The organism is Ruegeria sp. CE12 (assembly GCF_056537525.1).
Window position 1 is genome coordinate 1 of the sequence record NZ_JBQFRS010000006.1, and the last position, 14895, is coordinate 14895.

Sequence of the window (14895 nt, forward strand, 5' to 3'; positions counted from 1 at the left end):
AGGTCGACCCTCGGGGCCGACGTTTCAACTCAGGCCCTCTGGGCATCCTATGAGTGGAAGTTCTAGGAAGAAAACTCTCAAGGGCCGCTACAAAGTACCTGCATTGAGGCAAGTTAATAGGACGATCAACTATGAGCAGATCTGCAAATTGGAGAAATGGGGTCATTTCGGCAGCGGCGTTCACCGCATGGGGCGTGTTAGCACCCCATGCCGCTGTGGCTGGAAACGATCCCGCGTGTGTAAGTGGTGATCAGAGTGTATGTGATATGCTTGGCACCATGATCAACGCACGTGGCAAAGGATGTTACCGTATGTTGTCAGTTCGCCCCTTAGGGACGGATGGATACAGGATCACGTGCATCATCAGTTCAGCCAACAATCAGCAGATAATTTATAAGCTGCAATTCTCAGCGGATCGTACTTCTTACACCCTAAATTAAGTAATTGAGGGCTAAACATGCGCAGATTTTCATTCGCGACACTTTTGACGCTCGCTGTATCGGGCTGCCAGTCAACTGTCATTCAAACAGGTGCAAGCTACCCAGCGATCTCGCCCGATTCAGTACAAGTTTCGTTTGCTTCAGCACCTACTTGCTCAGGTTCACAAGAAATCGGCTTAATACCTCAGGTGGGTTCAAACAAGTTCGCACAAGACCGGGCAATAAATGAAATCAAACGGCAGGCCGCGTCTCACGGTGCAAATTTGGTTTTACTTGACACTACAGCAACTAGTCATTTGGGAGACATGCTGATTGATGCCGTAATGTATAGGTGTCCATGACTAAAAACAGTTCGGCTTTTTTGCCGGTCTCATGCCCATCACACATCGCTTAGAACGGTTGATCGCTAGATAGAGCCAGCGATGCCCACGATCTGACTTTGAGAGTTCTTCTAGACTCAAATGGTCCAGAGCACTGCGTTCGGCCAAGGTATTTTGCTGATCAACTAAGTCCAACTAAGAGTAACTGTTCCGGTTTCCAGATCGCGAAGAGTCTCATTAGTTTTCTGTTTAACGTCGATTTGAAGCGCTTGAACCGTCGAAACATTCAAAAAGCACAAAAATCTTAAGGTGTTGAATTCAATGGGAGACGAGTCTCAATAATTCCGTCCCATTATTTACGTACTCCGACAATGGTGGGGTCAGGCGCAAATGTATCGCGTAATTATCATTATGTTAAAATTATGCAGGCCAACTCATACAGGCCCACCGAGACTCCAGTACGACTTTTAGGGTTTGAATAGCACTGGTTGAACATCCCGACTTTGCCAGATACCGCGCAGGAAAGACCACTGCTTGGCGCGTTTTCTCGCCGAAAACAACAAAACCGGAGACAGCATCTGAATTGCGGCAGACGCTATGGCCCGCCCAAGAGCGAAGGGAACGCCATGTTTGCGGGCAACGTACACCCTCGATTGCCCCATATGCCAGGCCTTCAATCCCGCGATGGCGGTGCTGCGCGGAGAGGATTGTCCTCCTGCATGGCTTACCTGAGCTTCATGTATGTAATACAAGGGACCGCATACCGCTTTCAATCGCAGGCTCAGATCATCGTCTTCATGATACATGAAGATTTCCGGATCAAACCCTCCGATCTTTTCGAACGCAACTCGTCGGACCAGCAAAGCAGATCCTACGAGAACAGGTAGCTCAATATCGGAATCGGCCTCCTTCTGGTGCAAGGCTTCACTGCGCGGCAGGATCACGCTGGAACGCCTGAACAGAGGTTTTCCGCGCCCCTTTATAATGCCGGGATTAAATGCAGATGCATCGGGGTGGCGGTCAGCCCCTTTTTGAAGTGCTTCTAGCGCACCGGGCTGAAGGCATGAATCCGGATTCAGAAACAAAAGCAAATCTGTTTGAGCCTGGGCTGCGCCAAGATTGCAGGCCCGTCCGAAACCGGCATTCTCAGAGCTTCTGATCAGAGTCGCACCCCGCGCATCGGCCATTTGCTGAATTGTTTCGACATCATCCGATGCGTTGTCGACCAGTATGACGGGCACGCCTTCGGGGATCGAACCCAGCATCTCCGGCAGAACCCGGCTGCTGTTGTAACAAACGCTTATGACGGTGATCTGCGACAAGATAAGCTTTCCAATCAATCGAATATAGACCTTATCCGTTTCTTTCTCTCAAACGCCGTTAGGGTCAACCCCCCCTTCCCCACATGCGCGATCTCAATGAGACCATTGATTTGAGGCACCCAGATAGGCAAAGCGGACCCCCGGCTTTCCGGCGGAGGTCCGCAGAGCGTTTTATTTCGTTTCTTCTGATGTCGCCAATGTCACTCGCTATCCGAACAGCTTGAGATTGCTGCTCTGCCCGGGCATCGAGAACCAATGCAAGTTCGGAAACAGCATATCCAATTGATCATGTGGCGTGCCGAACCAATGGGCCAATCCAGCATATAGCTGATCTGTCGAGGTCGTCGGGATGAGTACTCCATTTCCGACATCCAACGGATTGTCGCTATCCAGTCCAAGTTCCGGATATTCACCAAAGACCTGCCCACCATTAACCGGCGTTCCCATGACAATCGTGTTGCCGCCCCAGCCATGATCGGTGCCATTGCCATTTGACGTGAGCGTGCGGCCGAAATCCGATCCGGTAAAAGTCACGACTTGGTCGTCCAGTCCCATTTCGACCAGAGCGGCCTGAAACTCACCCAATGCCCGGCTGAGAACTCGCAACATGCCCGCTTGGGTATCCAGAAGTTCATCATGATGATCCCAGCCGATATAGCGCAGGAAGAAGGTTTGCTGCTGCAAGCCCAACTCGCTTGACGCCTTAATGGTTTGAGCAACCTTGCGCAGCTCCTGGCTGAGCGGTGTTTCCGAGAAAGCCGTGGGAACCGAAATATCCTTGGTGCCTGCTTTGAAAACCTCGTGTTGCGCCTGAGCAGTCCGGGTCAGGTTCAGGTAGGTTTCCTTGAACGGATCGCCATCGTAGCTTGCTGACATCAGCTTATCGAAACTTGCCTTGATGGTTTCGTTCAGGATCGACTGCTCTTCGGTTACGTAGAAGCCGGTGCTGCCTTTTTCGGTAATGGCGTAAGGCAGGCTGCCGTTTCCGTTCTGAACGATGTTATTGCCAGCCAGCGAGATGTTCATGGCAATCTCATGCTCGGATTTCGAGGGCTGCAGTGCATCTGCGAAATACCCGAACCAGCCCTTGTTCAGACGCTGATCCGGACGTGAGGTTTGCCAGTGTTTGAACTGATCAGCGTGGGACAACAGCCCAAGAGGAATGCGGGCCGAGCCGTTCAGAAAGCTCTCTTTTGTCACCTGCTCGATCATCGGGCCAACATTGGCAACAAAGCTGAGCTTGCGTTGATCAAACAAATCCCGGACCTCGGGCATTGCCGAATGCAGACCGAAGGTGCGGCCATTGGCATCTGTATAACCCTCAAGCGGCAAGAGTTCTTTCTTGCTGTGAGCAAGATTGGATCTGGTCTCTGCGTATTGGCGATGATGGATATCATCAATGGGCACCAGCATATTGTAGCTGTCGTTGCCGCCATCCAGCATGATGAAAACCAGTGCTTTTCGTGCGGGAGCAATCGACAGGGACGTTCCACCCGGCAGGGCAAAGGACGGCGCAGTCCGGCTCATGGACCACACACCGGCGGCAGCTCCTGTCTGAATGAATTGACGGCGGGAAAGTGCGAATTTTGCCATGGCTCAAGCCTCCTGCACGGTGAATTCGGGTGAAATCGTAATCATGAACAGGATGGTCTGAACGACCCATGCCGGTTCATTGGCATAGAGCCTGAACGCTTCTTTGATCTGCGGTTTGATCGCCAATTCCGGTCGACTGGTCAGCAATTCGGACAGCTGATCAATCAGTGCCTCATGTTGCGCCGGATCCTTTGCAATCTCGATAGCTTCACCGAGATCAAGTTTCAGATGATCCTGAGTTTCTTTCTCCAGTGCTTCGGGCCACATCTCGGGAACCATCTTGCCCTCTTCCGAGGCACCGATCTGTGTCGATACGATGGGCAACCATTCTCCGAAGAACCACTGATACATCTGGTTGATCCAAGCGATCGAAGTCGACGACGTATGCAATTCGAATTCAGGCGCAACCAGCCCCTTGTCTTCTAGCTCTCCGTGAGGAACAAAATCGGCTTTGTAGAAGTTGAACACGGTCGGTGCCGACAAAGGATGCTGCGCCAGCGCATCCTGAATATCATCGCCCAGCAGCCAGTACTTGCCACTTTCATTCCGGGCATTGAACGCCAGCATAAGCTGAGTAATGCGCTGCAGCGGCGATTTGAGCTTCTGGCTTTGCACGTACAGGTCACCATCCTGCCGGCCACCCGGCAAGACGGTGTCTGAAACCGGCGCCGCCAACGGGTAAGCCAGGATCGCATAGACCATCGAGGCCATATCACCGTTTGGTCCAAACGCCTCGGAGACGGTTCTGACATAATCTGGGCTGGGGTTCGATGTAACCAGCCGCGCAATCATGTGGCGGGCAACGAAAGGTGCGGTCGAAGGATGAGCCACAAGGCGCTGAACGACCTCCCAAACTTCTTCTTCGCCGCTTTGTCCGCCCGGCAGATCGATATGCCCATTCAGGAGCTTTTTGGGCCCGCGGTCATGATAGTCTTTGTGAAAAACCATCGGTTGCGTCATCGAGACAAACGGTACGGTCTTGTACGATTTTTCGATACCGTCGTCGAAGCCGACAGGGTAACCGTTGTAGTCATCCTGCCAGAAGCTGGTGGTCCACTCGTACCGGTAGGCTGCCGCTGACAGTCCGGTGAAAACCCGCGCCATTTCGCGGATATCGGCGTTGTCATAGGTTGGGATCGGATTTCCGGCGCTATCCAGTTTTTCACTGCCGTCTGGGTTCAGCTCAAACAGGCCGATGGAAAACAGCTGCATGATCTCACGCGCATAGTTTTCATCAGGATGGATGTGTTTCTCCGGCACTGCCTTCTGATTGTTCATATGACTCAGATAGATGCCCATCGTGGGATGCATCGACACTTCGTAGAGCATATCGGCGTAGGACCCGAACGCATGGCGGTAGAGAATATCATAGTAGCTGGCCATGCCCACCGCATCGAGTTCGAGCGACGAGTTATCCGATATCACCAGAATCTCGGACAATGCCAATGCAACGCGCTGCCGGAGCATGTCCTGTCGCTGAGACAACAAGTGCTGCCACCAAGCCATATGAAAATACCATTTATACGGCAGGGCCGGATTGTTGCCTTCGCCATTCAGCGCGGCTGCTCCGTGTTTTGCCACCATTCTCTGGCGGAAACTCTGCCAGATCTCGCGCGTTCTGGTCTCATACACGTTATTGGCAATCGGAGCGGACTTGAGTTGCTCCATCAGCCAGGGCTCCATGCCTTTGGCTTTGACCTGATCCACGAGTGCTTGATCGGCACCAAGTGTGGCTTGCATCAGAAATCGGCTGACGCGCGCGTTTTGTGACATCAGAATCTCCTGAGTTGGATTATGGGTGATGACCAGGCCCGCGGAGCGGAAATGGCATTAATTATCAATGTTGACAATTTATGTTTCGCAAGTTTATTGTCAATAATGACGATATATTTTTCTGTCGGACAGGATGAATTGTCGCGCCCTGGCAAATCGATGCGCATGTGCGGTCATTCACACGGCGTTTGAACTGGCGCTCCCGATCGGCGCCCATCGATTATGGGCAAACTAAATGATGACCGCCCGGCAGTGCCAGTTCTGCAGACAGGGGCAGCAACTGGCATCACCAAACTGGCGAATTAACAGGTTAGTGGGTGGACAAAGCGCGCAACGCCTGACGGCATCAGCACTTATCTGCTTTTGGAATGCCTCATCGGCACGCCAGATTGAACTTTAGGTATGCCAGGTCATCTCGCGGTTATCCGAACTTCCGCAGATATCGATAATCTTACGCTTCTGAATCTTCCCGGTCGGACCTTTTGGCAACGTCTCCCAAATCTCTATACGCTTGGGAATCTTGAAGTTTGCAATCTTGCCCCGGCAGTACTCGCGCAGATCAGGGCCGCTGGTGGTTTGGTCTGCATGCAGCGTAACCACCGCATGTATGCGATCACCCCATTTGGGATCCGGAAGGCCGAATACGCTGACTTCATCCACCGCGTCATGCTCAGCCAAACAGTTTTCGACTTCAACCGGGAATACGTTGTATCCGCCTGACTTGATCCGGAACTTGGCACGGTCTTTCAGGTGCACATATCCTTCGGCATCAATCAGCGCGATATCACCCGTATGCAACCAGCCGTCGCGCACAGTCTCGGAATACTCAACGGCCTGATTCCAGTAACCGGGGATGACAAAAGGCGAACGGATCAGCAACTCGCCTGCCTCACCCCGAGGCAGCTTCTGCCCGGCATCATCAACCACACGTACATCTACAAAGAACAAAGGTTTACCCGCGCTTTCAAGGCAGTCATGCCCATCCTTCAGCGCGCGCTCGTGGTCCGTGGCTGTGAGCATCATACCCATCCCCATCAGCTCGGTCGTGCCGAACATCTGCAGGAATTCACAGCCAAACGCCTTGAGCGCCTCGCGAACAGTCGCAGGAGGGATCGGTGCCGATCCATAACCAAGCTGTCGGATCGAGGAACAATTGTACCTGGTGATCTGGCCTGAGGTAAGCAATCCATTCAACATGGTCGGAACAAGAACGCAAATGGTGGCCTGTTCACGTTCAATAAGCTTCAACGCGATTTCAGCATCCCACTCGCCAATGATTGCACATTTGGAACCGTGGAACATGTTACGCAGAAGATGCATGATCGGAATACCGGAGGCCGGCATCGCATGCAGCCAAACATCATCCGGAGTAGCACCTTCGGCAAGCGCGATTGCGGCCATGGACTCCATCATCATCTGATGTGGATAGATGGCGCCTTTGGGCAATCCGGTCGATCCGGTCGTATAGCAGATCATAAGTTGATCATGCGGTGTTTGATCCAACGGCCCGGAACCTATCTCAGCACTGAGCAGCACCTCATAGTCCAGATCAAAACCATGATCGCTACCAATTCCAATCAGGATGGGCTGGCGTTTGCTGGCGTTCAGGGCCTCTTTGGCTATATCGACCATAACTGCCTGCACAAACAAAACATCGATGCCGGCGTCGTCGATAAGGGCCCCAATCTCGCACGGCGCCAAACGATAGTTTAAACCCACGCGGATCGCGCCGGTCTTTGCGCAGGCACCGATCGTCTCCACCATCTCGATGCAGTCAGGCAGGATAACACCAACGCGATCCCCTTTTCTCACATTCAAACCCTGCAAGGCGTGGGCCAGGGCATCTGTACGCTTGCCAAGATCGCCCCAACTGCGACGGCGGTCCAGTTCGACATATGCGTCGTGATCACCAAAGCGATCTGCATTTCGATCAATCAACTGGCCAAGCGTCGGCATCCGCACCTCCTATCAATACTTAAGTTAGTGAACGTTCGCTTTTTAACTATCAAGCAAGATACATTGGGCTGTCAACGAAGAACTCTTCAATCTTGGCAGGAGATTCCCAGGCTGGGCTTGACGGCGCTTACGGGAGGCTCCCAACCTCCCGCAAAAACCAACCACGCAAATAATCACTCGATCATTTGCCGAGTGGCGTCAGTTTGTGAAAACCCTTGCGCCCATAGATCAACGCCGACTTATCCGGGTTCAGATAAACCTGCCTGACCAATCCAAAGAACACCGCATGTGTTTTCGTATTGGCCCAACTTTCGACCTCACACTCGAATGAGGCAACGGCCTCTTTCAACACAGGCAGGTCCAAGTCACCCCTGCCCCAGGTTCCGGCCATCTGAAACTGCTGTTCCTTGTCTGCCTTTGAGGAGAAGGCGCCAACCACTTCAGTCATGTCGTCAGGCACGAGGTTCACAGCAAATTTTCGACTATCCATTACGGTACCATATGTGCGGGCGGTGCGATTAATGCACACCAGCAGTGCGGGCGGATCAACCGTCAGCGAACAAACAGCTGTCGCGGCCATACCATCTCTCTCGCCTTGGTATTCTGAGGTCACGATGTTCGTCGAGGCCGCAAGCAATTGCATGCCGGTTTTGAACCTGTCTTCGGTGGTCAGGGTCATTCTGCACTCTTACACTATAGTGTACGTTCACTTACTTTCACATAATTGATCCAATGTCAACGCGGCCATCGCAGCCCGGCATCATCAAATGAAAACCCATGCTGTTGATTCAGGAATTGGAACAGGCGCACCAACCAGCGATAAGGTTAACTACGCCCGCAGGACCAAACAGGAGGCCCAAGTGAACGATCACAACCCCAGCCCCTTCGAACGCCTCTCGACGCTACTGGAAACACAAAAGACCCATCAGGCCATCCATGGCGCGCCAAGCGCGTCCGAGCGGAAAGGTCGTCTGACGCGTCTGATTGATCTGATCGTGGATAGCCAGGATGACATTATCGACGCCATTTCTGCGGACTTTGGGAACCGGTCACGGCATGAGACAATCGCAGCTGATATTGTCGGCACCCTGAAAGAGATTAAGTTTGCACGGAAGAATCTGGACCGCTGGATGCGCCCTGAGAAAGCCTCGCCCGAGTTTCCCTTGGGCCTTTTGGGCGCCCGCGCGCAAATTCACTATCAACCGCTGGGCGTGATTGGCATCATCAGCCCGTGGAACTTCCCCATCATCCTGTCCATCGGACCAATGGCCGAGGCCTTCGCCGCAGGCAACTCGGTCATGCTGAAACCGTCGGAATACACACCCCGGACCTCGGACCTGATGAAATCGCTACTCGAAGCCAAGTTTGCCCCACATGAGGTTGCCATAGCCACTGGGGGCGTCGAAGTGGCTCAGGCCTTTACCGGCCTGCCATTCGATCACCTGCTGTTCACTGGCGCCAGCACCATCGGGCCACATGTCTTGCGCGCTGCGGCCGAGAACATGGTCCCGACCACACTGGAACTGGGCGGCAAGAACCCGGCCTTCATCGCCCCCAGCGCAGATATGGAAATAACAGTCGCCCGGCTGGCAGCAGGCAAGATTTTCAACGCCGGGCAGGTCTGCCTTGCGCCGGACTACATTCTGGTCCCGCGCGCCAGCATGGAGGAGTTCGCGACCGCCTTTGCCACCAAGGTCGCCGAGTCGCTTCCAACCCTGTCCGGCAACCCCGATTGCACCCACATCATCTCGGATCGGCAGTTCGAACGACTCAAAGGGCTGGTCGAACAGGCCCGGTCCGCCGGTGCGCGCATCGTCGAGGTGAATCCGGCAAACGAGGACCTTTCCGCCTCGAACGAGAAAATCCTGCCGCTGACCCTGATCATCGACGCCGACCCGGAACTTGAAGCCATGAAGGACGAGATATTTGGGCCGATCTTGCCCATCCTGCCTTATGACTCGCTGGATGAAGCGATTGCCTTTGCCAATGATCGCGCGCGCCCTCTTGCGACCTATGTGTTCGCCCGGGACAAGGCTGAGCAACAAAAGGTGGTGGAAAACACCATTTCCGGTGGTGCCACAATCAACGACACCATCATGCATATGACTCAGATGTCGCTGCCCTTCGGCGGTGTCGGCGCCAGCGGCATGGGTTCATATCACGGTATCCACGGCTTCAAACGCTTCAGTCATGCAAAAGCTGTTTTCAAGCAGATCAACATTGATGGTGTTTTCAAGGCCCTGCGACCACCCTATGGCAAGAAATTCTTCAAGGTCATAGGTCCGTTCCTGAAGAAATAATCACATGAAACGGAGCCTGGATCAGGCTCCCGTTGACCTTGTCAACTGCTCCGGCACTACAGAGCTAAATCGTCAGACCTCCAACCATTCCTGTCGGATGTCAGCATTTTCCTTCAGATCTTGTGGCGTACCCTCATAGACCATGTGGCCATGACCCATGACATAGACCCGGTTGGTCACGCGCAAGGCAATGGTCAGCTTTTGTTCAACCAACAAGATCGAAACGCCCCGCTCGGCGATCTGCACAAGCAGATCTCCGACTTGCTCAACGATCTTTGGGGCCAGACCTTCGGTTGGCTCATCGATCATGATAAAGTCGGGATCCCCCATGAGCGCGCGACAGATGGTGAGCATTTGCTTTTCACCACCCGACATGACCGATGCATCCACATCTGCGCGGCGGCGCAGGTTGGGGAACATCTCGAACATGTCCTCCATGCGCCATCGACCATCGCCGTCTTTCTGACCCGGTTTCAGGCCCAGCATCAGGTTTTGCCGGGTCGTGAGGCCAGGAAAGATATCCCTGTTTTCAGGTACATAACCGATGCCTGCCTTGGCGATTTCAAAGCTCTTGCGCCCGGCAAGTTCATCCCCGCGAAAGCGGATCGAACCATGTGGCGCGACCTCTCCCATGATGGCCTTGCAGGTGGTCGATCGCCCGACCCCGTTGCGACCCAGCAGCGAGACGATCTCACCCTCGCCCACCTCGAGGTTGACCCCCTGCAAGATGTGGCTCTTACCGTAATAGGCGTGCAAGTCAGTGACCTGAAGCATCACACCGCCTCCTCTTCCAAACTTGCGCCCAGATAGGCCTCTTTCACCTTGGCCGAGGCGCGCACGATGTCCGGCGTTTCAGACTCGATCACCTCGCCGTAGACCAGAACCGAAATCTTGTCGGCCAGATCGAAAATCACGCCCATGTCGTGCTCGACGATCATGAGTGTCTTGCCTTCGGTCACCTTGCGGATCAGGTCGACTATCAAATCGGTCTCCGAATGACTCATACCCGCGCAAGGTTCATCCAGCAGAATGATGTCAGCTCCGCCAGCAATGGTAATCCCAATCTCCAACGCGCGCTGTTCGGCATAGGCCAGCGTTTCCGCCAGTTCATTCCGGCGCTGGGTCAGATTGATCTGCTCAAGGATCTCATCAGCCTTTTCGGTTACATCATGCTGCCGCCCGATCATGTGCCAAAAGGAATAGCGATACCCCATCGTCCACAACAACCCACAGCGGATATTTTCGAATACGGTCATGTTCGGAAAGATGTTGGTGATCTGGAAAGACCGGCTGAGGCCACGGCGATTGATCTCAAACGGCTTCATACCGCTGACCTCTTCACCGTGAAGGAATACCCCACCTGAAGTTGGCGCAAAGCGACCCGTGATCAGATTGAACAGCGTGGATTTCCCGGCCCCATTTGGTCCGATAATCGCGTGCCGCTCACCTTTTGCGATCTGCAGATCCACACCCTGAATGATGCTGGCCAGGCCAAAGCTCTTCTGAAGTTTTTTCAGCTCGATTGCCGGAACGCTCATCCTCGACCTCCTGCGTGGTTTGCTTCTTCCCAGACGGCCCGGATTTCCGGCAGCACACGTGACACGAGAAACAGGGATATGGCAGCGATGAGGCCCGAAAAGGCGATGGCGTGATAGCCGCCGCTGTCAAAAGCGATCCCATACATCTCCATCCCATGATCTCCACCATAGCCGTGGCGCTTGTGAAATAGGATTTCCAGAATGGCCGCCAGCGACAAAACACTGGTGATCGAGGGGATCGCAACTTTGAAATATGGCTTGATCAGCAGGTGCAGTTTACCAAGTGAGAACGGTCGGCGGTGCATCGCGATCAGTCCGGCAAAGCCCGACGGGAAGAACATCACACAGGCAACAAACAGGATACCCAGATAGAGCGCCCAAAGCTCGGTATGCAGCCCCAGAACCGTTTGCAGCAGAGTGAAAACCACGGCACCGATGATCGGCCCGACAAAGAAGCCAGCCCCGCCAATGAACGTCACCAGCAGAATTGAACCAGAGGTGGCAAGATTCAGATTCTCTTCGGTCAGGATCTCGAAATTGATCGCAAACAGGGATCCCGCCACCCCGGCGAAAAAACCCGAAGCACAGAAGGAAATCCAGCGCACATTACGTTGAGAGTAGCCGATGAATTCGGCGCGCTCTTCATTGTCGCGTACTGCGTTGGCGATCCGACCGATAGGCGTACGCGAAAACAGATACATCAACAACGTGGCCAGCAGCAGCCAGAAGATGGTCAGGTAATAGACCTCTTGTTGAGTCAGGAACTCATAGCCAAAGACCGGCGGGCCCATGGTGCGATCACCCGAAATCCCCTCCTCACCACCAAAGAACACGACGATGATGACCGAACAGGCGGCGATCAGTTCGCCGACACCCAGTGAGATCATCGCAAATACGGTTCCGGCACGGCGCGTTGAAAAACTGCCGATGAGGAAGGCAAAGGCCAAGCCAAACAAGCCACCGACAACCGGCAGAAGCGGCAGTGGCAACCACAAACCGTCTTCGACCATGTTCATCACATGCATGGCGAAAAATCCACCAAGGCCCATATAGACCGCGTGGCCAAAGGACAGCATGCCCCCCTGCCCCAGCAACATGTTATAGCTGAGCGCAAAAACGATGGTGATGGCCATCTGGTTCATAATTGTCAGGGCCGAACTGGTCTGAAACACCAGGGGCAGGCACAAAAGAAAAAACACAGCGAAGGCCCAGGGTACCGCTGTCGACAGCGAAATCAGCCGCGTCGTACCCGCTGTCAAAGGGGTTTTACTTGCGATACTCATGACTCGCGGTTCCCCATCAAACCTTGCGGGCGAAAGACAAGTACGATGATCATCAGCAGATAGGGCAGGATGGGCCCCAGTTGTGGCAGTGTCAGGGTCCACAGATCCTGCAGCGGATGATCCCAGATCAATTCAGGCTTGGTAAAGCCAATGGCGGTCAGCACTTGTTCGGCCGTAATGTCATAAGCTGTGGCAAAGGTCTGCATCCAGCCAATAATCAGGGATGCGACCAACGCACCCCAAAGCGACCCGAGCCCGCCGATTACAATAGTGACAAAGACGATTGATCCCAGTTGCACAGCCATCCCGGGGAAAACCCCCAGAACCGGCCCTGCGATGACACCAGCCAAACCTGCCATAGCCGTGCCGACGCCAAAGACACACATGAACACCAGAGGCACGTTGTGCCCGAGATTTTGGACGGTTTCGGGATAGTTGAGCGCAGCCTGAATGGTCATGCCGATCCGGGTCTTGGTTAGGATGTAAAGCAGTGTCAGGAAGATCCCCATCGCGACAAAGATCATGAAGAGTTTGTAGGCTGGGAAAGAATTGCCGGCGATTGAAAAGGCGGCAAAGTCCAGTGCTGCAGGTTCCGAAAACGGAAGCTGGCTTTTACCCCAGAAGAACTGAACCGTCTCTTCGATCAGCAGGGCAAGACCGAAGGTGAATATCAGTTCTGGTACATGGCCATACTTATGCACTCGTCTGAGCCCGTAACGTTCGATGAAGGCTCCGATGACCCCGACAATAAGTGGCGCGATGATCAGGCCGACCCAGAATCCTGTGACCAGACTGATCTGATAGGCGAAATAGGCACCCAGCATGTAAAAACTGGCATGGGCAAAATTCAGAACGCCCATCATGGAAAAGATAAGTGTCAGACCGCTGCATAGCATGAACAGCAGTAGTCCGGTCACAAACCCATCCAACACGTTCACGAGGAACAGCGCCATTGCTTGTCTCCCTGCATTGATAGAGTGGTGACCCAGCAGCCCGCCTGAAAACAAACGGGCCGCCAGAGCGTTGAGTGGGTTAAGGGCGCTTCATCTCGCACGTTGTGGACGAGTCTGCAGAGGCCATCTCGACAACGGTTTCGGCAACCATGCCGCGGCCCGATTTGTCATATTCGAACAGGATATCGTCAGGTGTTTGGCCCTGCACCGTCACGGTCTGTATCACCTGATGATCGCTGTCGCGCATGACGGTCTTGCCGGTGACAATACTGTCGTACTCCATACCTTCCAGTGCATAGGCGATTGCTTTGATATCCGTTGCGTTGCCGACCTCGTTAATGGCAGCGGCCAGCATCGGGGCGACGTTTGCCATTTGCGGTTGGCCAAAATCGAGATCCGGGAAAGATTCATAAAACGCTGCAACGAATTCCTGGGCTTCCGGGGTTGCCGGAGGATTGACCTGACCGGCGCCAACCAGTTTTACGATGCCGTCACCCTCTTCACCAAAGGCTGCCGTTATGCCGGACGTTGCGCCATAATAGGTGTAGATGGGCTTGTCGAAGCCTGCGCCCATGACCGCTTTGCCGAGACCGACCATGTCACCGCCCCAGTTGCCGGTGATCACTGCGTCTGCGCCCGAGCCTACAATCTTGCGCGCGTAAGGTGTGAAATCCTTGACCTTGCCGATCGGGTGCAACTCATTCCCGACGATCTCGATATCAGGACGCTTCTCCTTAAGGAATCTTTGAGCCGCTGCCGCAACGGCTTTGCCGAAGGAATAGTCCTGGCCGATGATATAGACCTTTTTGATGTCCGGGTTGGCTGCAATGTCGTCAGTCAGGGCGTCCATCTTGATGTCAGCATTCGCATCAAAACGAAAATGCCAGAACTGACACTTGTCGTTTGTCAGGGCTGGATCCACAGCTGAGTGGTTGAGGAAGATGACCGGATCATCGGGGTTGCGGCGATTGTGCTTCGCTACCGCTTCGGTCAGTGCGTTGGCAACACCAGAAGATGCGCCCTGCGCAATGATGCGGATACCCTGATCCATCGCCACTTGTAGCTGGATCAATGATTCCTTGGCGCTGATCTTGTTGTCAAAGGGTACCATCTCAAATTCGGCTTGCCCCTCTAGCAAAGCACCGGGCTCGTTAACCAGCTCTTTGACGCTGTGGCGGTAGATAGCCAACCCTTGCGTGCCGGTGGTTGCGAATGGGCCGGATAGCGGATCGATGAATGCGATTCGCACCTTTTCCTGCGCAACTGAGGCGCCTGCGGTCAATGCAGTTATCGCAACGCTTGCCAGCATCAATTTGAACTTATTCATTTCTTCCTCCCTTTTGACATCAAGCGGTCGATTTTGATCCGCCAGTGGATTCACATCTAGGTGAGTGATCGATCACTATAGTTGCTAGGG

Annotated in this window: 11 protein-coding genes; 1 reads left to right on the plus strand and 10 read right to left on the minus strand. The window is 53.9% G+C overall.

Annotation, left to right across the window (positions count from 1 at the left end; translation table 11 throughout):
• Positions 1 to 1227: 1227 nt before the first annotated feature.
• The 5 genes from ACR0IO_RS14760 to ACR0IO_RS14780 form a co-directional block, all read right to left on the minus strand.
• The gene (locus ACR0IO_RS14760) at positions 1228 to 2082 is read right to left on the minus strand and encodes a glycosyltransferase family 2 protein (RefSeq protein WP_480742364.1); all 855 of its coding nucleotides are present in this window, start codon (positions 2080 to 2082) and stop codon (positions 1228 to 1230) included.
• A gap of 207 nt (positions 2083 to 2289) precedes the next feature.
• Positions 2290 to 3675, minus strand: coding sequence for a DUF1501 domain-containing protein (locus ACR0IO_RS14765; protein WP_480742365.1), 1386 nt, complete (start codon positions 3673 to 3675; stop codon positions 2290 to 2292).
• 3 nt (positions 3676 to 3678) lie between these two features.
• Complete coding sequence (locus ACR0IO_RS14770; protein ID WP_480742366.1) at positions 3679 to 5448, minus strand: DUF1800 domain-containing protein; 1770 nt, start codon at positions 5446 to 5448, stop codon at positions 3679 to 3681.
• Positions 5449 to 5844: 396 nt separating this feature from the next.
• On the minus strand, positions 5845 to 7404 hold the full coding sequence (locus tag ACR0IO_RS14775; protein ID WP_480742367.1) for a class I adenylate-forming enzyme family protein: 1560 nt from the start codon (positions 7402 to 7404) through the stop codon (positions 5845 to 5847).
• Positions 7405 to 7585: 181 nt separating this feature from the next.
• Positions 7586 to 8083: a flavin reductase family protein gene (locus tag ACR0IO_RS14780; RefSeq protein WP_480742368.1), complete on the minus strand. Its 498-nt coding sequence runs from the start codon at positions 8081 to 8083 to the stop codon at positions 7586 to 7588.
• Between the two features lie 181 nt (positions 8084 to 8264).
• Here ACR0IO_RS14780 and ACR0IO_RS14785 point away from each other — a divergent pair, with 181 nt between their 5' ends.
• Entirely contained in the window at positions 8265 to 9704 is a 1440-nt protein-coding gene (locus ACR0IO_RS14785) for a coniferyl aldehyde dehydrogenase (protein WP_480742369.1), read from the plus strand.
• 72 nt (positions 9705 to 9776) lie between these two features.
• Here the strand turns inward: ACR0IO_RS14785 and ACR0IO_RS14790 are convergent, their stop codons facing one another.
• The 5 genes from ACR0IO_RS14790 to ACR0IO_RS14810 form a co-directional block, all read right to left on the minus strand.
• A complete protein-coding gene (locus tag ACR0IO_RS14790) occupies positions 9777 to 10478 on the minus strand; it encodes an ABC transporter ATP-binding protein (RefSeq protein ID WP_170334817.1) in 702 nt (233 codons plus the stop codon).
• A complete protein-coding gene (locus ACR0IO_RS14795) occupies positions 10478 to 11242 on the minus strand; it encodes an ABC transporter ATP-binding protein (protein WP_480742370.1) in 765 nt (254 codons plus the stop codon). The genes ACR0IO_RS14790 and ACR0IO_RS14795 overlap by 1 nt, the downstream gene beginning before the upstream one ends.
• Positions 11239 to 12525, minus strand: a complete 1287-nt coding sequence (locus ACR0IO_RS14800; RefSeq protein WP_480742371.1) for a branched-chain amino acid ABC transporter permease — start codon at positions 12523 to 12525, stop codon at positions 11239 to 11241. Before ACR0IO_RS14800 ends, ACR0IO_RS14795 begins: the two co-directional genes overlap by 4 nt.
• Positions 12522 to 13478, minus strand: coding sequence for a branched-chain amino acid ABC transporter permease (locus tag ACR0IO_RS14805; RefSeq protein ID WP_480742372.1), 957 nt, complete (start codon positions 13476 to 13478; stop codon positions 12522 to 12524). Before ACR0IO_RS14805 ends, ACR0IO_RS14800 begins: the two co-directional genes overlap by 4 nt.
• A gap of 79 nt (positions 13479 to 13557) precedes the next feature.
• Positions 13558 to 14805, minus strand: a complete 1248-nt coding sequence (locus ACR0IO_RS14810; protein WP_480742373.1) for a branched-chain amino acid ABC transporter substrate-binding protein — start codon at positions 14803 to 14805, stop codon at positions 13558 to 13560.
• Positions 14806 to 14895: the final 90 nt, after the last annotated feature.

What these genes read in the sequence shown, in the direction of transcription:
- ACR0IO_RS14765 (WP_480742365.1), bottom strand. Translation starts at nt 3,675, where the DNA reads ATGGCAAAATTCGCACTTTCCCGCCGTCAATTCATTCAGACAGGAGCT.
- ACR0IO_RS14770 (WP_480742366.1), bottom strand. Translation starts at nt 5,448, where the DNA reads ATGTCACAAAACGCGCGCGTCAGCCGATTTCTGATGCAAGCCACACTT.
- ACR0IO_RS14775 (WP_480742367.1), bottom strand. Translation starts at nt 7,404, where the DNA reads ATGCCGACGCTTGGCCAGTTGATTGATCGAAATGCAGATCGCTTTGGT.
- ACR0IO_RS14780 (WP_480742368.1), bottom strand. Translation starts at nt 8,083, where the DNA reads ATGACCCTGACCACCGAAGACAGGTTCAAAACCGGCATGCAATTGCTT.
- ACR0IO_RS14790 (WP_170334817.1), bottom strand. Translation starts at nt 10,478, where the DNA reads ATGCTTCAGGTCACTGACTTGCACGCCTATTACGGTAAGAGCCACATC.
- ACR0IO_RS14795 (WP_480742370.1), bottom strand. Translation starts at nt 11,242, where the DNA reads ATGAGCGTTCCGGCAATCGAGCTGAAAAAACTTCAGAAGAGCTTTGGC.
- ACR0IO_RS14800 (WP_480742371.1), bottom strand. Translation starts at nt 12,525, where the DNA reads ATGAGTATCGCAAGTAAAACCCCTTTGACAGCGGGTACGACGCGGCTG.
- ACR0IO_RS14805 (WP_480742372.1), bottom strand. Translation starts at nt 13,478, where the DNA reads ATGGCGCTGTTCCTCGTGAACGTGTTGGATGGGTTTGTGACCGGACTA.
- ACR0IO_RS14810 (WP_480742373.1), bottom strand. Translation starts at nt 14,805, where the DNA reads ATGAATAAGTTCAAATTGATGCTGGCAAGCGTTGCGATAACTGCATTG.